The 20,341-nt window shown below is 66.4% G+C and carries 24 protein-coding genes; 13 read left to right on the top strand and 11 right to left on the bottom strand.

Going from position 1 to position 20,341, the window contains the following annotated elements; all coding sequences use genetic code 11:
* Positions 1–165: 165 nt before the first annotated feature.
* A complete protein-coding gene (locus B3587_RS09990; protein ID WP_292728283.1) occupies positions 166–2,013 on the bottom strand; it encodes a DEAD/DEAH box helicase in 1,848 nt (615 codons plus the stop codon).
* A 71-nt stretch (positions 2,014–2,084) separates the two neighbouring features.
* Here B3587_RS09990 and B3587_RS09985 point away from each other — a divergent pair, with 71 nt between their 5' ends.
* Positions 2,085–2,933: an SGNH/GDSL hydrolase family protein gene (locus tag B3587_RS09985; protein ID WP_292728281.1), complete on the top strand. Its 849-nt coding sequence runs from the start codon at positions 2,085–2,087 to the stop codon at positions 2,931–2,933.
* Here B3587_RS09985 and B3587_RS09980 read toward each other — a convergent pair.
* Positions 2,908–3,720, bottom strand: a complete 813-nt coding sequence (locus B3587_RS09980) for a TrmH family RNA methyltransferase (RefSeq protein ID WP_228179062.1) — start codon at positions 3,718–3,720, stop codon at positions 2,908–2,910. The genes B3587_RS09985 and B3587_RS09980 overlap by 26 nt on opposite strands.
* A gap of 101 nt (positions 3,721–3,821) precedes the next feature.
* On the opposite strand from B3587_RS09980, the gene B3587_RS09975 reads away from it, so the two are divergent.
* The 3 genes from B3587_RS09975 (at position 3,822) to B3587_RS09965 (ending at position 5,900) form a co-directional block, all read left to right on the top strand.
* Complete coding sequence (locus tag B3587_RS09975) at positions 3,822–4,706, top strand: Sir2 family NAD-dependent protein deacetylase (protein ID WP_228179061.1); 885 nt, start codon at positions 3,822–3,824, stop codon at positions 4,704–4,706.
* Positions 4,703–5,311 (top strand): histidine phosphatase family protein, encoded by a 609-nt coding sequence (locus B3587_RS09970; RefSeq protein ID WP_292728278.1) that lies wholly within the window; start codon positions 4,703–4,705, stop codon positions 5,309–5,311. The genes B3587_RS09975 and B3587_RS09970 overlap by 4 nt, the downstream gene beginning before the upstream one ends.
* 115 nt (positions 5,312–5,426) lie before the next feature.
* Positions 5,427–5,900, top strand: a complete 474-nt coding sequence (locus tag B3587_RS09965) for an Lrp/AsnC family transcriptional regulator (protein ID WP_228179059.1) — start codon at positions 5,427–5,429, stop codon at positions 5,898–5,900.
* On the opposite strand, the gene B3587_RS09960 is transcribed toward B3587_RS09965, so the two are convergent.
* Positions 5,872–6,864, bottom strand: a complete 993-nt coding sequence (locus tag B3587_RS09960) for an EamA family transporter (RefSeq protein WP_228179058.1) — start codon at positions 6,862–6,864, stop codon at positions 5,872–5,874. The genes B3587_RS09965 and B3587_RS09960 overlap by 29 nt on opposite strands.
* A gap of 88 nt (positions 6,865–6,952) precedes the next feature.
* Between B3587_RS09960 and B3587_RS09955 the strand changes: the two genes are divergently transcribed.
* Positions 6,953–7,507 (top strand): CGNR zinc finger domain-containing protein, encoded by a 555-nt coding sequence (locus B3587_RS09955; RefSeq protein WP_292728275.1) that lies wholly within the window; start codon positions 6,953–6,955, stop codon positions 7,505–7,507.
* Here B3587_RS09955 and B3587_RS09950 read toward each other — a convergent pair.
* From B3587_RS09950 to glgA, 4 genes are all read right to left on the bottom strand, one after another.
* Entirely contained in the window at positions 7,467–8,366 is a 900-nt protein-coding gene (locus B3587_RS09950) for an alpha/beta fold hydrolase (protein ID WP_292728273.1), read from the bottom strand. The two genes, B3587_RS09955 and B3587_RS09950, sit on opposite strands and share 41 nt — an antisense overlap.
* 96 nt (positions 8,367–8,462) lie before the next feature.
* Positions 8,463–8,720: a type B 50S ribosomal protein L31 gene (locus B3587_RS09945; RefSeq protein ID WP_067246295.1), complete on the bottom strand. Its 258-nt coding sequence runs from the start codon at positions 8,718–8,720 to the stop codon at positions 8,463–8,465.
* 86 nt (positions 8,721–8,806) lie between these two features.
* Positions 8,807–9,595, bottom strand: coding sequence for an ABC transporter ATP-binding protein (locus tag B3587_RS09940; RefSeq protein ID WP_292728245.1), 789 nt, complete (start codon positions 9,593–9,595; stop codon positions 8,807–8,809).
* A 10-nt stretch (positions 9,596–9,605) separates the two neighbouring features.
* A complete protein-coding gene (gene glgA, locus B3587_RS09935; RefSeq protein ID WP_292728243.1) occupies positions 9,606–10,829 on the bottom strand; it encodes a glycogen synthase in 1,224 nt (407 codons plus the stop codon).
* Positions 10,830–10,875: 46 nt separating this feature from the next.
* Between glgA and B3587_RS09930 the strand changes: the two genes are divergently transcribed.
* The 3 genes from B3587_RS09930 (at position 10,876) to B3587_RS09920 (ending at position 13,356) form a co-directional block, all read left to right on the top strand.
* The gene (locus B3587_RS09930) at positions 10,876–12,117 is read left to right on the top strand and encodes a glucose-1-phosphate adenylyltransferase (protein ID WP_228179052.1); all 1,242 of its coding nucleotides are present in this window, start codon (positions 10,876–10,878) and stop codon (positions 12,115–12,117) included.
* Positions 12,118–12,156: 39 nt separating this feature from the next.
* Entirely contained in the window at positions 12,157–12,792 is a 636-nt protein-coding gene (gene serB / locus B3587_RS09925) for a phosphoserine phosphatase SerB (protein WP_228179051.1), read from the top strand.
* A gap of 69 nt (positions 12,793–12,861) precedes the next feature.
* Positions 12,862–13,356 carry an alpha/beta fold hydrolase gene (locus B3587_RS09920; protein ID WP_292728240.1) on the top strand — a complete coding sequence of 165 codons (495 nt, stop codon included), beginning with the start codon at positions 12,862–12,864 and terminating at the stop codon, positions 13,354–13,356.
* Between the two features lie 46 nt (positions 13,357–13,402).
* Here B3587_RS09920 and fabG read toward each other — a convergent pair whose 3' ends face one another.
* Entirely contained in the window at positions 13,403–14,113 is a 711-nt protein-coding gene (gene fabG / locus B3587_RS09915) for a 3-oxoacyl-ACP reductase FabG (RefSeq protein WP_228179049.1), read from the bottom strand.
* 142 nt (positions 14,114–14,255) lie between these two features.
* On the opposite strand from fabG, the gene B3587_RS09910 reads away from it, so the two are divergent.
* Genes B3587_RS09910 through B3587_RS09895 form a run of 4 tightly spaced genes read left to right on the top strand, consistent with a single transcriptional unit; the run spans position 14,256 to position 16,202 of the window.
* Entirely contained in the window at positions 14,256–14,699 is a 444-nt protein-coding gene (locus tag B3587_RS09910; RefSeq protein ID WP_228179048.1) for a DUF4190 domain-containing protein, read from the top strand.
* Positions 14,700–14,759: 60 nt separating this feature from the next.
* Positions 14,760–15,131, top strand: a complete 372-nt coding sequence (locus B3587_RS09905) for a DUF3099 domain-containing protein (RefSeq protein ID WP_267189799.1) — start codon at positions 14,760–14,762, stop codon at positions 15,129–15,131.
* Positions 15,121–15,345: a hypothetical protein gene (locus B3587_RS09900; protein ID WP_228179046.1), complete on the top strand. Its 225-nt coding sequence runs from the start codon at positions 15,121–15,123 to the stop codon at positions 15,343–15,345. The genes B3587_RS09905 and B3587_RS09900 overlap by 11 nt, the downstream gene beginning before the upstream one ends.
* The gene (locus B3587_RS09895; RefSeq protein ID WP_228179045.1) at positions 15,342–16,202 is read left to right on the top strand and encodes an SURF1 family protein; all 861 of its coding nucleotides are present in this window, start codon (positions 15,342–15,344) and stop codon (positions 16,200–16,202) included. Before B3587_RS09900 ends, B3587_RS09895 begins: the two co-directional genes overlap by 4 nt.
* Before the next feature lie 28 nt (positions 16,203–16,230).
* Here the strand turns inward: B3587_RS09895 and abc-f are convergent, their stop codons facing one another.
* The gene (gene abc-f / locus B3587_RS09890) at positions 16,231–17,829 is read right to left on the bottom strand and encodes a ribosomal protection-like ABC-F family protein (protein WP_228179097.1); all 1,599 of its coding nucleotides are present in this window, start codon (positions 17,827–17,829) and stop codon (positions 16,231–16,233) included.
* A 109-nt stretch (positions 17,830–17,938) separates the two neighbouring features.
* On the opposite strand from abc-f, the gene B3587_RS09885 reads away from it, so the two are divergent.
* Positions 17,939–18,577, top strand: coding sequence for a biotin transporter BioY (locus B3587_RS09885; protein ID WP_228179044.1), 639 nt, complete (start codon positions 17,939–17,941; stop codon positions 18,575–18,577).
* 3 nt (positions 18,578–18,580) lie between these two features.
* On the opposite strand, the gene B3587_RS09880 is transcribed toward B3587_RS09885, so the two are convergent.
* Positions 18,581–19,735, bottom strand: coding sequence for a MalY/PatB family protein (locus B3587_RS09880; RefSeq protein ID WP_292728236.1), 1,155 nt, complete (start codon positions 19,733–19,735; stop codon positions 18,581–18,583).
* A 236-nt stretch (positions 19,736–19,971) separates the two neighbouring features.
* Positions 19,972–20,341, bottom strand: a 370-nt coding sequence (locus B3587_RS09875; RefSeq protein WP_292728234.1) for a hypothetical protein, incomplete at its 5' end; no start/stop codon positions are given.

Raw genomic sequence — 20,341 nt, 5'->3', positions numbered from 1 at the left:
TCAGCGCGCTCGTCCACGAGGTACTGAGCCCACCTCCGCCGCTCACCAGCCGTCGATTCGGCGTTCATCGGGCTCCTTCTGTGGTCCTCCCCAGGCTAGGAGACGCCACCGGGCCCCCGATGCCGAATCCGTGGATTCGCAGCATTTTGGAGCACCGAATCCCGGCTAAGACCTCACTCGGGCACGCAACACATCGATGCGCGCCTGGAGCTGCGCGACAGTTGCGTGCGAGACGGCGGGGCCGCCACAGATGCGGCGAAGCTCGGCATGAACGTGGCCGTGTTGCTCACCAGACTGTCTCGCATAGAGCCCCACGAGGCTGTTGAGCAGCTGCCGTTGTTCCTTCAGCGTGCGGTGCAGGGCTGGAGGCGGCGAGGGCGGCGCGTCATCCGTCGCCCCCACTTCGCGCTCCTTTGCTTCGCGCGCCTGCCGGTGACGGCTTTGCCGCGCCTGCCGCTGCATCAGCAGATCGTGCACGTGTTCGGGTTCGAGTAGCCCGGGAAGGCCGAGGAACTCCTCCTCTTCCGGCGTTCCGGGGGTGGCGAGCTGTCCGAACTCCTTGCCGTCGAACAGCACGCGGTCGAAATGGGCGATGGCACCCAGCGCGGCGTACTCGAACTCGTCGGTCAGCGCGTCGGATGTCGCATCCTCACGCTCGGCCGCCGCGAGCAGGTCATCTTCGGCCGACCACTCGCCGTCCTCGTCAGACCGCCGATCGAGGGCGTGATCGCGCTGCCGCTCGAGTTCGCCCGCCAGAGCGAGAAGCGGCGGCACGTGCGGAAGAAAGATGCTCGCGGTCTCGCCACGGCGTCGCGCGCGCACGAAACGCCCGATGGCCTGGGCGAAGAACAGCGGGGTGGACGCCGACGTTGCGTAGACGCCGACCGAAAGCCGTGGCACGTCGACGCCCTCAGACACCATTCGTACCGCGACCATCCACCGGGTCGTGTCGGCGGCGAAGGTCTCGATACGCGCGGATGCCTCGGGCTCGTCCGACAGCACGACGGTGGGCTCCTCACCGGTCACTGCCTGCAGGATCTGCGCGTAGGCCCGAGCGGCGGTCTGGTCGGTGGCGATCACGAGGCCACCGGCATCCGGGACGTGCTCTCGCACTTCGGTGAGCCGGCGGTCGGCGGAGCGCAGCACTGCCGGAATCCACTCGCCGCCGGGATCGAGAGCTGTCCGCCAGGCCTGCGCCGTGATGTCTTTCGTGTTGTCTTGCCCGAGTTGGGCCTCCATCTCGTCGCCGGTGCGGGTTCGCCACCGCATGTGGCCGGCGTAGACAAGAAAGAGCACGGGACGCACGACACCGTCTTCGAGCGCACGTCGATACCCGTAGTCGTAGTCGGTACGAGACACCCGGATGCCGTCGGCGGTGGGGTGGTACTCCACGAAGGGGATGGGCGCCGTGTCGCTGCGGAACGGCGTACCCGACAGCAGCAGCCGCCGCGTTGCACGTCCGAAGGCCTCGCGGAGGGCGTCTCCCCAGCTGAGGGCATCCCCGCCGTGGTGCACCTCGTCGAGGATCACGAGGGTTCGGGCCGACTCGGTCACCACCTGATGCACCGATGCCTTCGTGGCGACCTGCGCGTACGTGACCGCGACCCCGTGGTAATGGCGGGCCGGGAGAGTGTGCCGATTCGTGAAGTGCGGGTCCAGCCGCAGCGAGACCCGGGCTGCAGCGTCGGCCCACTGGGTCTTCAGATGTTCGGTCGGGGCGACCACGACGACCCGGTCGATGATGTTGCGCCGCAGCAACTCGGTAGCAAGGCGCAGTGCGAAGGTCGTCTTGCCGGCGCCGGGCGTCGCGGCAGCGAGGAAGTCGCGAGGTCCACCGCCGGGACCGTCGGGCCCGTCCATGTCGAAGTACCGGTCGAGGGCTTCGGCCTGCCACGCGCGGAGGCGCCCGGCCGTTCCCCAGGGTGCACGCTGCGGGTAGGACGGCGACAGGTGTTCGGCGGCGAAGCTCCCCCGGGGATGGTCAGATGCCGGGACCGGCGCTGTCTCGTGCACGCTCCCCCTCCCACAAACATCGGTCGCTCGTCGGACCGCCCGACTACGATAGACGACCAGGAGGACAGAGCATGGCCGCCACCGACGAACACCGAACTCCGTTCATCGCGAACAGCGAACCTCACCCCTGGCGACGGTTCGTGGCGCTCGGTGATTCGTTCACGGAAGGCATCGGTGACCCCGACCCGACCCACCCCGGATCGCACCTGGGCTGGGCCGATCGCGTAGCTGAGGTGCTGGGATCACAGTCAGAAGACTTCGCATACGCAAATCTCGCGGTGCGCGGCAAACTCATCGCCCAGATCGTCGACGAACAGGTCGAGCCGGCACTCGAGCTTTCTCCCGACCTGATCACGTTCTGCGCGGGGGGCAACGACGTCATCCGGCCCGGTACCGACCCTGACGAGATCTCGCAGTTGTTCGAGGATGCGGTCGTGCGTCTGAGCAGCACCGGCGCGACAGTCGTGATCTTCACGGGCATCGACACGAGCTTCACTCCCGTCTTCCGCGCGTTTCGCGGGAAGATCGCGATCTATAACGAAAACCTGCGCGCCATCGCAGACCGCTACGACTGCATCGTCGCCGACCAGTGGTCGCTCAAAGAGATTCAAGATCCCCGGTTCTTCGATGACGACAGACTCCACCTGAACGCGCTGGGTCACCACGAGGTCGCGCGGATGGTCTTGCGTGCGTTGAATGTGTCCAACGACCTCGTGCCGATGCAGCCGGATCCCTTCCCGACCCGCACGTGGCGCGAAGCGCGTGCCGGAGATCTCGTCTGGGCACGCACGCACCTCGTGCCGTGGGTCCTGCGGCGCCTGCGACACCAGTCATCGGGCGACAACCTGACAGCCAAGCGCCCTCAACCGCTCCCGATCGCGACCACCGGTGCGATCAGCCTGCCGACAGAGGATGCCTGAGCGCCCACAGCGCGACAGCGCTCGCGGCGGCAACGTTCAGTGAGTCGACGCCTCCCGCCATCGGGATGGTCACGACAGTGTCAGCAACGCCAAGAGCTTTCGGTGTGAGCCCGTCGCCCTCGGCGCCAAGCAGGAGCGCCACACGGGAGGTCGGCTCGAAGTCGTCGAGCGAAACAGCGTCCTCACGCAGCGCAAGAGCGGCGATCTGGAAGCCTTCCTCGTGCAGAATGCTGCGGGTCTGGTCCCAGTCGGGTAGGCGCGTCCACGGCACTTGGAAGACCGTTCCCATGCTCACTCTGACGCTGCGCCGGTAGAGCGGATCGGCACAGCGCGCAGACACCAGCACTGCATCGGCGCCCAGCCCTGCGCAGGCGCGGAAGATCGCCCCCACGTTGGTGTGATCGACGATGTCCTCGAGCACAACGACGAGTCTCGCCTCCCGCAGCACGTCTCGAAGCGGCGGCATCTCCGGCCGGTGCATCGCCGCCAGAGCGCCACGGTGCACGGCGTAGCCTGTGAGGCGCTCAGCGAGGTCGGCACCGACGACGTAGACCGGAACGTCCGGGTGCTGCGCGAGCAGCGGGGCGAGATCATCGATCCACTTCTGCTGGGTCAGGACCGAACGCGGCCGATGACCCGCACCCAGCGCGCGGGCAATGACCTTCGCGGATTCTGCGATATACAGCCCCCCTGCGGGCTCGATGCGTCGACGCAGGGCGACATCGGTGAGATCGCGGTAATCCTCCAGCCGTGGGTCGTTGGCATCCAGGATGTCGACGCGCTGCATCCTTTGATCCTCTCACTCGTGCGGTGCGGACCCAGCAGCACGAAACATGCCGGAAAACGTGGATGCCTAAACTTGAACCAGGCGAGACAGAGGAGGCAGGGATGTCGCTCATCGACGGCGCTGCCACGGACGTTCCCGAAGCTCTCGCCCATGCGCTGCGCGTCCTTGACGGGCGCTCAATGACGATCCTCACCGGTGCTGGCGTTTCGACCGACTCGGGAATCCCGGACTATCGCGGAAAGGGTGCGCCGGTGCGCCGCCCCATGACCGTCGAGCAGTTTCTTGGCAGCGATGCCGCACGTCGGCGCTATTGGGTCGGCTCCCACCTCGGGTGGCGCAGCTTCGCCTCGGCAGAACCCAATGCGGGGCATCGTGCCATCGCCACACTCGAAGAGCACGGGGTTGCCACCGGGGTGATCACACAGAACGTGGACGGTCTGCACGTGCGGGCCGGCAGCCGCCGCGTGGTTGAGCTGCACGGCACGATGCGTCGCGTGTTCTGCACCCGCTGCGGCCAGGTCTTCGACCGGCGGGATCTGTCTTCACGGGTGGAGAGTGACAACCCCTGGCTGGTCACGACGCACGAACTGCCCCTTGGACCCGATGGCGATGTGACGCCCGAAAGTACCGACGGTTTCATCGTGCCGGACTGCTCGGTGTGCACGGGAACCCTCAAACCCGATGTCGTCTTCTTCGGCGAGTACATTCCGACCGAGAAGTTCCGTGAGGCAGAGCAGCTCGTCCTGGGCAGCGAAGCCCTCGTCATCGCCGGCTCTTCTCTCGTGGTGAACTCCGGCATCCGCCTGCTGGAACGGGCGCGCCGCCGGCGAATCCCGATCGTGATCATCAACCGCGGTCAGACGCGAGCGGACGGGCGCGCCACCGTGAAGATCGACGGTGGAACCTCCGAGGCCCTCACAGCGCTGCTCGAGGGATTGGTGACGCCAGTCGGTCAGCGAGAGCTGGCAAGTAGTCTCGAGAGGTGACCCACCTCACGCTCATCCGTCATGGCGAGACGGACTGGAATCGCGCCCGGCTCATTCAGGGCAGTACCGACATCCCCCTCAACGAGACTGGACGAGCGCAAGCCCGTCAGACCGCCGAACGGCTACGCGGAGCACTCGAAGACCCGACCGCTGCGCGCATCGTCAGCAGCGACCTCTCTCGCGCCCGTGAGACAGCGCAGATCATCGCTGACCAGTGGGGATCGGAGGCGCCACTGGCGTACTCGGCGCTCCGTGAGCGCGCCTACGGCGAGGCCGAAGGGCTGACGGTCGATGATTTCGCCGTGCGGTGGGGCAACTGGTACACGGCCGAGGTGCCCGGCGCGGAATCGCGGGAGCAGCTGCAGCTGCGGGCGTTCGCGGCATTGGATGCCGTCGTCACCGACGCTCTTGCCGCTCAGCCCGATCTCACGCGAGTATTCGTGGTCACTCACGGCGCACTCATCCGTTCCGTCATCCATCACGTGAGCGACGGCAGGCTACCTGCCCGCGAAGAGCGGCTTGCCAACGGATCCGACTACACCTTCCAGTACTCGCCCGATGGACTCACCTTGGTCGACTACGCGGGGGCGGCAGTCTCCCTATAGGTTGGGCATACCGATCCGCCCATCGGACTGCGCTACGCAGCTCGCTCAGTTTCGTGATGATATTGTGAGCAACATGAGCAATCCGCGAATCAGCAACATGCTAGCCTTCCGCGATATGACCGCTCTTGACCATGTCGACCTTGAGCTCCTGGCTGCGCTCGCGGCGGACCCGCGCGCGACCGTGGTGGCACTGTCGGATCGCCTCGGTCTGTCTCGGAACACCGTGCAGGCGCGGATGTCGAGGCTCGACAAGGCAGGCGTCTTCCTCTCGTACGAACGGGCTCTCTCCCCCACCGCTCTGGGTTTTCCCATTGAGGCATTCCTCAACGTCACGGTCCGCCAGGCTGACTTGCCACGGATCACAGCAGAACTCGAGAGAATCCCCGAGATCGTTCAGGTGCACGGCCTGAGCGGGACCGTGGATTTGCTCGTCCGAGTAGCGTGCCGCGATACCCAGCATCTGTTCGATACCGATGCCCGCATCCTCGCGATCGAGGGCGTCGAGCGCACCGAGACCTCGCTGGCGATGGGTGAAGTGATCGGCTATCGGGTGGGCCCACTCATGGAGCTGGCACGAGAGGAACGCTAGCTTTCTCTTCCTTCGCGGCCTCGCCGGGATCGGAACGCACGAGGATCACTCCCGTCAAGATCATCGCTCCCCCGACTGCCTGCATCACGGTCGGCACCTCGGCGATCACAACCCACGCAATGAGCAGCGCGAACAGAACCTCGGTGAGCCCGACGAACGACGCGACGCGGGAACCGAGCATCGATCCCGCTCGCACCCCGAACGCGTAGCCTCCGGCAGTTGCCACGACAATCACCCACGCGATGGGGACGTACCAGGGAAGGCTGACGCCGGCCAGTACGACGTCGACGTCCGGAGCCGTGAACGCCAAGAAGCCGGTACCCACGAGCACGCCCATCAGAAGTGCGCCGGTGATGAGACCGCCCGAGGCTAGCGCGAGCGGCGGGATGTCGTCGCCGGTCTTCTCGGCGATGAGAAAGTACGCGGCGGTGCAGGCGGCTGCCCCCAAGGCGAGCAGGGTGCCGAGCAGGTCGAAGCTTGCCCCGGCAATGTCGACGACGAGCACGAGGCCCGCGATCGCGAGAACCGAGCCCGCGAGAATGCGGCGGGAGGGTGCTCGCCGGGTGCGCACCCACGCGAGCCCGACGAGCAAGACCGGAGCCAAGTACTGGATGAGCAGGGCCATCGCCACCGGCATCCGTTGCAGGGCAGCGAAGTAGAAGATCTGGCAACCGGCCACTCCGGTGAGCCCGAAAGCCACGATTAGCAGGCCGTGCTTGCGAAGAAAGCCGGGCCGGCGACGGATCGTCACAATCAGCACGGGCGCGAGAATCAGGGCGGCTCCACCCATGCGCAGCAACAGGGTCGCGCCCAGGCTCCATCCTGCCTCCATCAGGGGCTTCATGAAGCTCCCCGAGGACGCGAAGCTCAGCGCGGACAACAGTCCGATCGCGAGCCCCGCCAGCGAGGAGTGCCGACGCGCAGGAGCGGTGAGCACGGGGACCGGAGCGGTCGGAGCGGACATGGGCGGCCTGTCAGGAGTGAAAGGGGGTGACACTCGTGACACACTGGTCACGAACGAAACAGTAGCCCTCGGCATGTCAGGAGTCAACATGGTTTTTATCCATGACACCGAGATGGCCCTGCGCGCGGCCGTCGACCTGGTCAACACGCTGCCCCTCGGCGGTGACGACGACACCCTTACTACCGCAGACGAGTACGATGCCTTCCTCGCACGCTACCCCTACAGCGGCACGGTTTCACGCACGCGTGATGAGCACGAGGCTGTGCGCGCCATCCGGTCTCGTCTTCGCACCCTCTGGGGAGTCGACCGTGAGAGTGCCGTGCCGATCGTCAATGCCATGCTCCGCGACGGTGAGGCGCTTCCCCAACTCGTGATCCACGACGAGTACGACTGGCACGTGCACGCGTCGGATGACGATGCGCCCCTGGCCACACGCATCCTGGTCGAGACAGCGATGGCGTTCGTGGAGGTCATCCGCATGGACGAGTACGATCGGATGCTGGTCTGTGAGGCTGACGACTGCGAAGGAGTTCTGGTCGATTTCTCCCGCAACCGCTCGAAGCGCTACTGCGACACCGGCAACTGCGGCAACCGCATGAATGTCATCGCGTATCGGGCTCGTCGAGCCCAAGAAACGTCCTGATTGCAGCGGCGGCCGGCGCTGGCGTTTCGTAGTGGATGAGGTGTCCGACATCCGCGATCTCGACGAGGGCGGCGTTGGCGAACAGGCGCGCGAGCTCGCGCTCCGCCTCGATCGGCGTGATGTCATCGCGCTCGGCCGCGATGAGCAACGTCGGCTGCGTGATGCGGGAAGCGAATTCCCTGACGTCGTGGGAGACCGAGGCCACAAACGCATCGTGCAGCACATCACGATCGGCGAAGCGCGAGAAGTACGTGTCGTGCTGGTCGTGGATGAACCGGCGCAACTCAGGGTCCCGCGTCTTGGCCATTGACACGCTCATGACCCGCACGACTGCACCGTTTCTGAGGAGCGCAGTACCGACGCCGCTCGGTAGCCGCGCGCCGGCCCAGTAGTAAAAGACCGCGAGTCTGGTGAGGATCCCCCGCGGCCCTTCCAGCGCGGGCGCGCCGATCGGATTCACCAGGATGACACGCGGGGTATCGAGCCCGGCGGCCACGGCGGCAGCCACCACGATCGAGCCGAAAGAGTGACCGAGGATGACCGCCCCCGGCGCGACACGAGAAACGAACTCGGCGAGCCACTCGGCATACAGCGACAGGTCATGCCTGCGCCCGGCGATCGGCGCCGTGTCACCGAAGCCGGGTAGATCGGGCGAGATGATGCGCATTCCCGGGAGGTGAGCGACGACGGGCTCCAGCCCGTGGTGCTCGCCGCGGAAGCCATGAACGGCGACGACGGTGACCGGCGCATCTGCCGGTCCGTAGTCCCAGTACGCTGTCGTGCCGCCGAGCACTGACACCTCACGGCCGGTGACCGGAATCTCGTCCAGAAGCGCGGCGTACGGATGCGGGGCGGGCACCCGACGAGTCTACTGAGCGCACCCGCCCCTTCGACGCTGACAGAAACGACGAAGACCCCGCTCGAAAGCGAGGTCTTCGTCGTGTGCGATTCGTGCTTACTTGCTCGAGCCGCCGAAGTTCTTGAAGCGCTGGTTGAACTTCTCGACGCGGCCGGCCGAGTCCATGATGCGCTGCTTGCCCGTGTAGAACGGGTGCGACGCCGACGAGATCTCGACGTCGATGACGGGGTACTCCACGCCGTCCAGCTCGATCGTCTTGTCGCTGGTGACCGTCGACCGCGTGAGGAAGGTCTCGCCGGAACCGAGGTCGCGGAACACGACAGCCTGGTAGTCGGGGTGAATGTCAGTCTTCATGGGGTTCCTTGCCGAGATGGGGAAAGAAAGTCTGCGGTGCGCTGGCACCAAAGGACGAGTCTATCAGGTTCGCGTGCGGATGCCGATCACGACGTCCGCGCCCGTGCAGCGTATCGACCGGCTTCCTCGTGCAGGGCTATGGGCACCCCGAACGCGGTGCTGAGCGCATCCTCCGTGAGTGTCTCGCGCAGTGGCCCCGCTGCGATGACGGCGCCATCGCGCAACAACAGCACGTGGGTGAAGCCCACCGGGATCTCTTCCACGTGATGGGTGACCATGACCATGGCGGGAGTCGTCGGCTCGGCGGCGTAGCCGCTCAGGAGCGTGAGAAGTTCCTCGCGCGAGCCGAGGTCCAAGCTCGCGGTGGGTTCGTCCAGCAGCAGCAGTTCGGGGTCTGTCATGACCGAGCGTGCGATCTGCACGCGCTTCTGCTCGCCGTCGGAGAGCGTGCCGAAGGTGCGCGTTGCAAGATCATCGAGCTGCCACTCGGCAAGCACCCGCATCGCACGGCGAACGTCGACCTGGTCGTACTCTTCGCGCCAGCGACCCATCACCGCGTAAGCGGCGGTCATCACGACATCCAGCACTGTCTCGTCCGGCGGGATGCGACGCGCCATCGATGTGGACGCGAAACCGACGCGCGGACGCAGCTCGAAGACGTCGGTACGCCCGATCCGCTCCCCCAGGATGCTCACGCGACCCGAGGTCGGGTGAAGCAGCGACGCCGAAAGCTCAAGCAGGGTTGTCTTCCCTGCGCCATTCGGGCCGAGCACGACCCAGCGCTCGTCCTCGGACACTGTCCAATCGATGTGATCGATGATGTCTCGGGCGTTTCTGCGGACGACGACGTCGGAGAATTCGAGCACCTGAGCCATGCGTTCCAGCCTATCGGGCGCCGCGTGTCACCTCGGCGTAGAGCGCGGCGGTTTGCTCCGCGATGCGCTGCCAGCTGAACTCTGTTACCGCGCGCTTGCGACCCGCTAGCCCGTACTCCTTCGCTCTCTCGCGATCGCTCACGACCTCGCCCAGAACCCGGGCAAGGTCGGCGACGAACGCCTCGGGATCCAGTGGCGTTCCGGTGCCGTCCGTGACCTGTTCGATCGGAACCAGCCTGCCCGTCACACCGTCGGCGACGACTTCCGGGATGCCGCCAGTGGCGGTGCCGACGACTGCTGCGCCGCACGCCATGGCCTCAAGGTTCACAATGCCGAGGGGCTCGTAGATCGACGGGCATACGAAGGTCGTCGCCGCGGTCAGCGCCACGCAGAGCTCGTGTCGGCTGAGGTGGCGGTCGATCCAGACCACCCCATCGCGTGTCTCCTGCAACCCCCGAACAAGTCCCTCGACCTCAGCGAGGATCTCGGGCGTGTCCGGGGCGCCGGCGCACAGGATGAGCTGCACCTCCGGGTCCAAACGCTCGGCCGCGCGCAGCAAATACGGCAGACCCTTCTGCCGTGTGATGCGCCCGACGAAGACGATCGATGGTCGGGTCGGATCGATGCCGAGCGCGGCGAGGGTCTCGGCATCCTCGACCGGATGCCACTGCTCGGTGTCGATGCCGTTGTAGATGACCCGGACGGTCGCCGGATCGAGGTCGGGGTAGCTGCGCAGGATGTCGGCACGCATGCCCTCGCTTACCGCGACGATCGCCGCTGCCCCGTGGTACGCGGTGCGTTCGATCTCACTCGAGACCGCGTATCCGCCGCCGAGTTGTTCGGCCTTCCATGGGCGGAGCGGCTCGAGGCTGTGTGCTGTGACGATGTGGGGGATGCCGTGGAGCAGCCCTGCCACGTGCCCGGCGAAGTTGGCGTACCACGTGTGGGAGTGCACGACAGCGGCGCCTGCCACATCGTCGACGATGAGCAGGTCAGTCCCCATCGTCTGTATCGCCGCGTTCGCGCCCCGAAGCTCTGCCGGCGTGACGTACGACGTCGTGCCAGCTTCGTCGCGATCAGCGCCGAAGGCGCGCACCTGAACGTCGAGCGGAGCATCGCCGGGCGCCTCGCTCGCCGGAAGCGCGCGGAGCGCCTTGACCAGCTCTGCGACGTGCACACCGGCGCCCCCATAGATCTCGGGCGGATACTCCTTGGTGACGATGTCGACGCGCATGTGTCGAACGCTAGTACAGGGTCACCGGGCGGCATAGTGTGGGGGTATGGCTACGTCGCCCAAGATCTTTGGAATCGTCCTCGCCGGTGGAGAGGGTAAGCGGCTGATGCCGCTGACCGCCGACCGCGCCAAGCCCGCGGTTCCCTTCGGCGGCCAGTACCGGCTGATCGACTTCGCGATCTCCAACCTGATCAATTCGGGGCTTCGGCAGATCGTCGTACTCACGCAGTACAAGTCCCACAGCCTGGATCGCCACATCTCGCAGACCTGGCGGATGTCGCCGATGCTGAGTTCCTACGTCGCCTCGGTGCCTGCTCAGCAGCGGCTCGGAAAGCGCTGGTTCTCGGGCTCTGCCGACGCGATCCTGCAGTCGATGAACCTCATCATCGACGAACAACCCGACATCGTCATCGTCATCGGCGCGGACCACGTGTATCGCATGGACTTCCGCCAGATGCTCGACGCCCACATCGAGTCGGGTGCCCGGGCGACTGTTGCCGGCATCCGTCAACCGATCGGCCTCGCTAACCAGTTCGGCGTCATCGACGTCGAACCGGGCTCGACGCGCATCCGCGAGTTCCTCGAGAAGCCGCAGAATCCGAACGGTCTGGCTGATGCTCCACACGAGGTCCTGGCGTCGATGGGCAACTACATCTTCGACACGGATGCCCTGATCGAGGCAGTCGAGGCCGACGGTGAAGTCCCGACATCGAACCATGACATGGGCGGCGACATCGTGCCGTACTTCGTCAACCGCGGTGAGGCGAGTGTCTACGACATGAAGCTCAACGATGTTCCCGGATCCACGGATCGGGACAGGTCCTACTGGCGGGACGTCGGAACGATCGACTCGTTCTTCGACGCGCACATGGACCTGATCTCGACGCTCCCGGTCTTCAACCTTTACAACACCGACTGGCCGATCCACTCCCAGACCGTCAACTCTCCGCCAGCGAAGTTCGTGCGCGACTCGGTCGGAAGGATCGGGACCGCCATCGATTCGGTGGTCTCGCTCGGTTCCGTGCTCTCGGGAACGCACCTGGAACGCAGCGTCGTCGGCCCGTGGACTCTCGCTGCCGGCGGATCGACCATCACTGATGCCGTACTGTTCGACTACGTGCGCGTAGGTCCGGGTGCGCGCGTCCACCGCGCGATCCTCGACAAGAACGTCGTAGTCGCCGACGGCGCGACGATCGGGGTCGACCGGGCTCATGACCTCGAACGTGGATTCACCGTCACGGACTCCGGGATCACCGTCGTCGGCAAAGGCGTCGTCGTCGAACGCTGATCCGTGCCGCGCCGGCCGGGCCGGTAGCGTAGTCGGGTGATGCCAGCCCGCTTCCTTGTCGTTCTCGATGCCGATTCGACGCTGCTGCGTAATGAGGTGATCGAGCTCATCGCCGATGAGGCGGGTCGCGGCGCAGAGGTCGCTGCCGCGACGGAGGCAGCGATGCGCGGCGAGGTTGACTTCGCCGCGAGCCTGCGAACCCGCGTGGCCGCTCTGACGGGAGTACCGCTGGAGGCGTTCGAGCGCGTGCTGGCGCGCGTCGAGCCGACACTGGGCGCATCCGAGTTCATCGCCGGCGTCCACGAGCGCGGCGGCGTGGTCGGTGTCGTATCCGGCGGTTTTCACGAGGTCCTCGATCACGTCGCGCCCAGGCTCGGGGTGGACCGTTGGCGGGCGAACCGCCTTGCCGCTTCGGACGACACCCTGAGTGGAACCGTAGAAGGCGAGATCGTTGATGCTGAGGGCAAGGCCGCAACCCTGCGGGAGTGGGCGGGCTCACTCGGCCTCGCCTTGGCGCAGACGATCGCGGTGGGCGATGGCGCCAACGACCTTCGAATGATGGCGACGGCGGGCCTCGGCGTGGCGTTCAACGCGAAGCCCGCAGTCCGTGAGCGTGCCAACGTCGTGGTCGACCCGGTCGACCTGCGCGAGATCCTCCCCCTCCTCCCCCGCTGAAAGCACTCCGAGAGCGAAGCGCGGGCAGGGTCCTGATCGGTGTCGGATGCCGGCGCTAGCGTTGCCGCTATGCACATCATCCTGATTCCCGGCCTCTGGCTGGACGCGTCATCGTGGGACGACGTCAGTCCTGCGCTTCGCGAAGCAGGCCACGAACCGCACTCCGTGACGCTTCCGGGTGTGGGCGAACCGGCCGACCGGTCCGGAGAGATCGGCATCACCGAGTGGGTGGGTGCTGTGGTCGATCTGATCGACCGGCTCGACGGCGATGTCGTGCTCGTCGGTCACAGTGGCGGGGGCAACGTCGCGTGGGGTGCGGCAGACCGGCGTGTGGATCGTGTGGGGCGCGTGATCCTGGTCGACACGCTTCCGCCCACCCCTGGCGGGATGATTTGGGAGTTCCCCATCGTGGACGGAGTTGCGCCCTTCCCCGGATGGGACACGTTCGAAGAGCGCGAGATCCGCGACCTCTCCGAGGCGGTGCGAGTCGCGGTGGCACAGCGGGCCCTGGTCGATCGTCGAGATCGACTCGGGTCACTGGCCGCAGTTCTCGGTGCCCGATGAGCTCGCCAGAATGCTCATTGCCGCCATCCGGGAGGACTGAACTGCGTCAGTGCCCCATACCCAGGCCGCCATCGACCGGGATGACCGCTCCCGAGATGTAGGCGGCGTTGTCTGAGGCGAGCCACGTGACCACACCGGCCACCTCGTCTGGGGTCGCGAACCGGCCCGCGGGGATCGTCGCTTTGTACTGCGCCTGCGTCTCGTCCGGGAGCTCGGCGGTCATGTCGGTCTCGATGAAGCCGGGGGCCACCACGTTGGCGGTGATAGCGCGACCGCCGAGCTCCCGTGTCAGCGACCGCGCGAACCCGACGAGCCCGCTCTTGGATGACGCGTAGTTGATCTGGCCCGGCGAGCCGTAGAGGCCGACAACGCTCGAGATCAGGATGACCCGTCCCCACTTAGCGCGCAGCATGCCCTTCGCCGCACGCTTGACGACACGGAATGCGCCACCGAGATTCGTCGCCACGACCGAATCGAAGTCGTCTTCGCTCATACGCAACAGCAGGGTGTCCTTCGTGACGCCCGCATTGGCCACCACGATCGTCACCGGTCCGAGCTTTTCCTCGACCTCCGAGAACGCGGCGTCGACGGCTGCGGCATCCGTCACATCGGCGCGCACCGTCAGCGTGCCGGCGGGGCCCTCTCCGGAGCGGGCGGTCACGGCGACCGGGTACCCCTCCGCGACGAAACGCTCGGCGATGGAGCGACCGATGCCGCGATTGCCTCCGGTGACGAGAACGACGTGATCGGTGGACATGAAGCATCTCCTGCGGTCGATTCGACCCGCTGCGCGGGCAGGACCGACCCAGACTACCGTCCACGTTGACACGCCACGGGGCTACTGGAACGCTGGTGGCAGCACGAACGATCGTGCGGATGCGTGTCAGAAAGGCCGAACCGTGAGCGACCAGAACACCCCCGCAGCCCCCGAGGAACAGCCGCCCGCGGCAGCTCCGGCACCACCTGCTTCCTACCCGCCGCCGGCCCCGCCCGCACCTCCGGCCTACGGCGCGCCGGCAGCTCCGCCTGCCTACGGGGCAGCGCCCGCCTACACCGCGTACCCGCAAGGCCCCAAGACCAACACGCTGGCGATCGTGTCCCTCGTGTCATCGCTCGTGGGTGTCTTCGTGATCCCCGTCATCGGCCAGATCGTCGGCATCATCACCGGCCACATGTCGCTCAGCCAGATCAAGCAGACGGGTGAGGGCGGCCGCGGGCTCGGACTTGCCGGAGTCATCATCGGTTGGGTGACGTTGGGACTGGCGATCCTCGGCATCATCTTGTTCATCGCATGGTTCGGAGTCATCTTCGCGAACGCGCGCGAGATGGGTTATTCGTCCTAACCGTCACGTCACAAGCGTCGCCCCGACGGATCCCGTCGGGGCGGCGCGGCGTAATCTGGTATGACCGTGAAATCATCTGCCAAACCGCAACCGGCGACGTCCCTCCCCCGGGCGCCGAAAGAGGACGCAGGCAAGCGGTCGACGACGTATCTCGTGATGATGGCGATCCGTCTCGTCTGCCTCGGCCTCGTCCTGTTCGTGACGCCCTACAGCTGGTACACCTGGGTCTTCGCGGCCATGGCGATCTTCCTTCCGTATCTCGCTGTTGTCATCGCCAATGTCAGCGCAGACATGACCGCACCCACGGCGCTCGGGCCCGAACGCATGATCGAGGCGCCGGCGCCGGGCCAGACTTCAGCTTCGCCTTCGCCGGCGGCACCGCAAGTCATCCGGATCGACGAGAGTCGGCAGGAGGACGCGGGTGACGACTGAATCCCCGACCGCGGGCCCAGAGACGATCTGTTCACGCGCCGGATGCCGCGAGGATGCGCAGTGGAGCATCCGATGGCGAAACCCCCGAATCCACAAGGGAGATCGCAGCAAGACGTGGCTTGCCTGCGATGAGCACGTCGGCTACCTGCGAGAGTTCCTCGCTGCGCGCTCGTTTCCCCTCAGCGTGGAAGCTTTCGCGGCGGAACAGGCGTGAGTGAGCACAAGGCGCCTGCGGCAGAGCACAAGGCGCCAGCGGCGGTGCGCTGGACGGCGTACATCGGCATCGCGGTGCTGTTCGCGATAGCGTGCGGATTCCTCTCCAACTGGCAGTTCACCCGCAACGCTGAGCGCTCGCAGCAGCTTGCTCTCGTCGAGGCCAACTACGACGCCGAGCCTGCGGCGCTCGATGATCTGGTGCCCGAGACGGGAGATCTGCCGGTCGACAACGAATGGCACCCGGTGGCGCTCCAGGGAACCTATCTGGTCGACGACACAGTGCTGGTAAGGAACCGCCCGCACGGCGGGACTGCCGCCTTCGAGGTCCTGGTGCCGTTCCAGACGACGGACGGCCGAATCCTACTCATCAACCGCGGCTGGGTTCCCCCCGCCGAAGACAGCGATCCGAGTGCGGTCCCCGCACCCCCTGCGGGCACCATCGACGTGATCGCACGGCTGCGACCGGGAGAGTCGCTCCCCCGATCGGGACGTACCGAGGCCCCCGAGGGTCAAGTGCCGACGATCCACCTGCCGCTTATCGCTGAAGCTCTCGGCGGCGACCCCGCTTTCATCACAAGCGCGTATGGCGTCATGGTCTCGGAGACTCCGGCTGCAGCATCCGTACCCAATCAGCTGGAATCCCCCTCTGAGGACCCCGGGCCCTACCTGTCGTATGCGATCCAGTGGATCCTGTTCGCCGTGATGGGGTTCTTCTTCATCGGCTACGTCATCCGCACCGAGGTCCGTCACCGCCGAGAGGAGACCGACGACACCCCTCGCCCCCCGCGAGGCCAGCGCCGGCGCGACCGCGACATGGCCGAGGAAGACGAGATCCTCGACCGACTCCCTCAGTAGGGCGCGAGCGCGCCTGCGAGGCGAAGCCTCAGGCGAGCGTGATGAGGTCGATGTAGTCGCGACCCCAGATGTCTTCGACGCCGTCGGGAAGAATAAGCACCCGCTCGGGGTTCAGCGCCTCCACAGCACCCTCGTCGTGAGAGACCAGGATGACTGCGCCCTCGTAATGTGCCAACGCGCCCAGGATCTCGTCGCGGGATGCCGGGTCGAGGTTGTTGGTCGGCTCGTCAAGGAGCAGCACGTTGGCACTAGAAACGACCAGCGTCGCCAGCGACAGGCGGGTCTTTTCCCCGCCCGAAAGCACCCCGGCGGGCTTGAGCACGTCGTCTCCCGTGAACAGGAACGACCCGAGAACCTTGCGTGCCTCGGTAGCGGTGATGTCCGGCGCCGCGGACATCATGTTGTCGAGCACCGAGCGGCCCACATCGAGGTTCTCGTGCTCCTGCGCGTAGTACCCGATCTTCAGTCCGTGTCCGGGCTCGACCTGTCCGGTATCGGGACGGTCCACTCCGGCGAGGATGCGCAGCAGCGTCGTCTTGCCGGCACCGTTGAGTCCGAGCACGACCACCTTCGATCCGCGGTCGATCGCCAGGTCGACATCCGTGAAGATCTCCAGGGACCCGTACGACTTCGAAAGCCCGGATGCCATGAGTGGCGTCTTGCCGCACGCTGCCGGCTTCGGGAAGCGGAGTTTGGCGACGCGGTCCTCTTGCCGCACCTCGTCGAGGCCCGAGAGAAGCTTCTCGGCACGTGCAAGCATCTGGTGCGCAGCAGCAGCCTTCGTGGCCTTGGCCCCGAACTTCGCCGCCTGCTGCTGGAGCGCAGTGGCCTTCTTTTCGGCGTTGGCGCGCTCCTTCTTGCGGCGCTCCTCGTCGGCCACACGTTGGCGCAGGTAGTTCTTCCACGACATGTTGTAGATGTCGATGACCTGACGGTTTGCGTCGAGGTAGAAGACGCGGTTGACGGTCTCGCCGACGAGTTCGACATCGTGCGAAATGACGATCAGACCGCCCTTGTAGTTCTTCAGGAACTCCCGCAGCCACACGACACTGTCGGCATCCAAGTGGTTCGTCGGCTCGTCGAGGATCATCGTCTGCGCGTCCGAGAAGAGGATGCGGGCAAGTTCGATGCGTCGGCGCTGACCACCCGACAGCGTACTGAGCGGTTGGTCGAGGATGCGGTCGGGCAATGCCAGGTTGTGGGCGATCGAGGCTGCCTCGGCCTCGGCGGCGTACCCGCCGAGAGCCTCGAAGCGCTCGGTGAGCGACCCGTAGCGGCGCATGGCGCGCGCGGCGACATCGGCATCGTCATCGCCCATCGCGAGGCTTGCCTCGTGCATCCCGATGGCGAGCTGGCCGAGCCCCCGCGCGTCGAGGATGCGGGTGCGGGCGAGATCCTCGGGATTACCCGAGCGCGGGTCCTGGGGCAGGTACCCGAGTTCGCCGCTGCGATCGACGCGACCCGCAGCCGGCAGAAGGTCGCCCGAGAGCACTTTCGTGAGAGTCGTCTTGCCGGCACCATTGCGACCCACGAGCCCGACCTTGTCACCCGCGCCCACGCGGAACGTGACGTCCGACATGAGCACCCGGGCGCCCACGCGAATCTCGAGGTCGTGCACGGAGAGCACAGCAAAGCTCCGTTTCATTCGGTGAGAAGGGTACAAGGGGGCCGATGGCCAGCCCCCTAGTATAAGTCGCAATACTTCGCCACCTGGATTCAACTGACCAAGGAGCACCATGACGACTGCCGCCGCACCGGCCACGCACACCCGGGTTCTCGCCGACATCATCGCCCGGCCCTCGTCGCGGGCGCGGGCGTTCGCCATCGACGCCGGCCTCGTGCTGGCGGGAGTCGCCGTCGTGGCGTTGCTGGCGAAAGTGTCGTTCTTCATCGGGCCGATCCCGATCACGGGGCAGACCCTCGGCGTCATCCTCGTCGGCGCTGCGCTGGGGTCCGCGCGCGGCGCTGCCACGATGACGACCTACATGTTCGTCGGCCTTCTCGGTCTGCCGGTGTTCGCCGGACCGGTCGCAGGCCCGGCCTACCTGCTGGCGCCCTCGTTCGGGTTCATCCTGGGCTTCATCCCGGCGGCGTTCGTCGCCGGATGGTTCGCTGAGCGTGCTTGGGATCGCAAGCCCCTCCTCGCCTTCGCGGGGTTCGTGATCGCCAGTGTCATCCCGTTCGTCATCGGCGTGCCCTACATGGCCTTCATTCTGTCGACAGTCATGGGCCAGACGATCTCGCCAGCTGAGGTGCTCAATGCGGGCCTATGGCCGTTCATCGTTCCCGGCCTGATCAAGGCGGGCTTTGCGGCGCTCCTGATCCCCGGCGCATGGGCGCTCGTGCGCCGGATCGACACAGCCAAGAAGCGCTGAGGTTCAGCGGGAGAGCTCGCCGATCCGCTCGATCGCCTCGCGCAGAACCTCCGGCGAGCACCCGAAGTTGACCCTCACGAACCCTCGACCCTCGTCACCGAAGGTCGGACCGTGGTGGACCGCGACTCGCGCCTCGGTGAGAATCCGCTCTGCGGGGTCCTCACCCCACCCCAGGCCCGACAGATCGACCCAGGCAAGGTACCCCGCATCGGGGATCGCATACCGCGCCGCCGGTACGTGCTCGGCGAGCAGGTCGGCGAGGAGGTGCCGGTTCGCGTCGAGCGCGGCGAGTAACGCATCCAGCCACTCATCGCTCTCGGGCGAGAAGGCCGCAACGCCTGCCAGTGCGCCGAAGTGACCAGTTCGCCACTCGACTTCCTTCGGGAGCCCCTGCACGACCCGGCGCGTGTGGTCAGCGGCGGTCGACATCAGCGCGCACTTCAGACCAGCGAGATTGAAGGCTTTGCTTGCGCTCGCCACGGCGTATCCGACGGATGCCGCAACCGGAGATGCGCTGAGGAACGGCGTGAACGTCGCCGGCGCATGCACCAGGGGTGCATGAATTTCGTCACTGACGACGATCGCGCCGTGGCGTGCGGCGATCTCGGCGAGTTCTGCGAGCGTCTCGCGGGAGTGCACTGTTCCCGTCGGGTTGTGCGGGTTGCACAGCAGAACCGCGCGGGCGCCTCCGGCCAGTGCCGCCTCGATGCCGGCCAGATCAAGCGTGTATCCGGCATCCGCGAGCAGCGGCACTGTCTCGACGACTCCCCCCGCTTCCGGGATGAGGTCGTAGAACGGCGGATACACCGGGGGCGTGATGACGACGCGGTCCCCGAGTGAGATTGTGGCTCTGAGGATCTCGACCAGACCCATGACGACGTCGCCCGTCGAGCGAACGTGCGCGGGGTCGATCTCCCAGCCGTAGCGCCGCCGCGCAAAACCGGCGTAAGCCTCAGCGATCCCCGGCTTCGGCGGCGTATACCCCGTGTCACCGATCTCCACCGCTGCGCGCAAACGCGCTGTGATCGCCGGCGCGAGCGGGAAGTCGGTCTCTGCAACGAACAGCGGCAGCACATCGGCGGGATAGGCACGCCATTTCGTGCTCGTCCGCTCGCGCAGTCGCTCGATCGGGAGGGCCTGAAGTGGACTCGCGGTCATCCTCCGAGCCTAGCGTTGCGAGCCCGAACCTGTCCGGGCGCAGCCGCGCAGCGGGGTGCCGTCCTCGGGGCTGGCACCGGGTCTGGCGGGAGCGGGCGCAGCCCGCGAGGGCATGTCCCCGAGGACGGCACCCCGCGGAGCGGCGGACATCAGACCCAGCCGCATAGCGGCACACATCAGACTCAGCCGCATAGCGGCACACATCAGACTCAGCCGCGTAGCGGCACACAGCAGACTCAGCCGAACAGAAGGTACCGCGACGGATCGTCGGGAAGAACCCAGTTGAAGCCCTCCTCCGCGAACACAACGACGAGGTTGATCGCGATCGTGGCGACGAACGCCCACACCACGACCCACGCGAGAATGCGCAGCCACGGGGTGGTCGGGGCGACCGGCACGACATCCTGCGCGAACACCGCCACGACGCAGGCGAACACGATCACGACGACGAAGGTGATCAGCGCCCACGTGTACAGGTGCAGCCCCAGAACCGCCTCGCCGTACCCGGGGTCACCGGGCAGGATGTGGAGCAGGATCTGCCGTATGGAGATCGCCGCGCCCACGACGGCACCGAGGATCGCTAGCCCCAGGCCGGTCGCGAGTTCG

The organism is Microbacterium sp. UBA837 (assembly GCF_002296025.1).
Classification (GTDB): domain Bacteria; phylum Actinomycetota; class Actinomycetes; order Actinomycetales; family Microbacteriaceae; genus Microbacterium.
This window is presented reverse-complemented; position numbering and strand designations above follow the sequence as displayed.

What these genes read in the sequence shown, in the direction of transcription:
- B3587_RS09985 (WP_292728281.1), top strand. Translation starts at nt 2,085, where the DNA reads ATGGCCGCCACCGACGAACACCGAACTCCGTTCATCGCGAACAGCGAA.
- B3587_RS09980 (WP_228179062.1), bottom strand. Translation starts at nt 3,720, where the DNA reads ATGCAGCGCGTCGACATCCTGGATGCCAACGACCCACGGCTGGAGGAT.
- B3587_RS09975 (WP_228179061.1), top strand. Translation starts at nt 3,822, where the DNA reads ATGTCGCTCATCGACGGCGCTGCCACGGACGTTCCCGAAGCTCTCGCC.
- B3587_RS09965 (WP_228179059.1), top strand. Translation starts at nt 5,427, where the DNA reads ATGACCGCTCTTGACCATGTCGACCTTGAGCTCCTGGCTGCGCTCGCG.
- B3587_RS09960 (WP_228179058.1), bottom strand. Translation starts at nt 6,864, where the DNA reads ATGTCCGCTCCGACCGCTCCGGTCCCCGTGCTCACCGCTCCTGCGCGT.
- B3587_RS09955 (WP_292728275.1), top strand. Translation starts at nt 6,953, where the DNA reads ATGGTTTTTATCCATGACACCGAGATGGCCCTGCGCGCGGCCGTCGAC.
- B3587_RS09945 (WP_067246295.1), bottom strand. Translation starts at nt 8,720, where the DNA reads ATGAAGACTGACATTCACCCCGACTACCAGGCTGTCGTGTTCCGCGAC.
- B3587_RS09940 (WP_292728245.1), bottom strand. Translation starts at nt 9,595, where the DNA reads ATGGCTCAGGTGCTCGAATTCTCCGACGTCGTCGTCCGCAGAAACGCC.
- glgA (WP_292728243.1), bottom strand. Translation starts at nt 10,829, where the DNA reads ATGCGCGTCGACATCGTCACCAAGGAGTATCCGCCCGAGATCTATGGG.
- B3587_RS09930 (WP_228179052.1), top strand. Translation starts at nt 10,876, where the DNA reads ATGGCTACGTCGCCCAAGATCTTTGGAATCGTCCTCGCCGGTGGAGAG.
- serB (WP_228179051.1), top strand. Translation starts at nt 12,157, where the DNA reads ATGCCAGCCCGCTTCCTTGTCGTTCTCGATGCCGATTCGACGCTGCTG.
- B3587_RS09920 (WP_292728240.1), top strand. Translation starts at nt 12,862, where the DNA reads ATGCACATCATCCTGATTCCCGGCCTCTGGCTGGACGCGTCATCGTGG.
- fabG (WP_228179049.1), bottom strand. Translation starts at nt 14,113, where the DNA reads ATGTCCACCGATCACGTCGTTCTCGTCACCGGAGGCAATCGCGGCATC.
- B3587_RS09905 (WP_267189799.1), top strand. Translation starts at nt 14,760, where the DNA reads ATGACCGTGAAATCATCTGCCAAACCGCAACCGGCGACGTCCCTCCCC.
- B3587_RS09885 (WP_228179044.1), top strand. Translation starts at nt 17,939, where the DNA reads ATGACGACTGCCGCCGCACCGGCCACGCACACCCGGGTTCTCGCCGAC.
- B3587_RS09880 (WP_292728236.1), bottom strand. Translation starts at nt 19,735, where the DNA reads ATGACCGCGAGTCCACTTCAGGCCCTCCCGATCGAGCGACTGCGCGAG.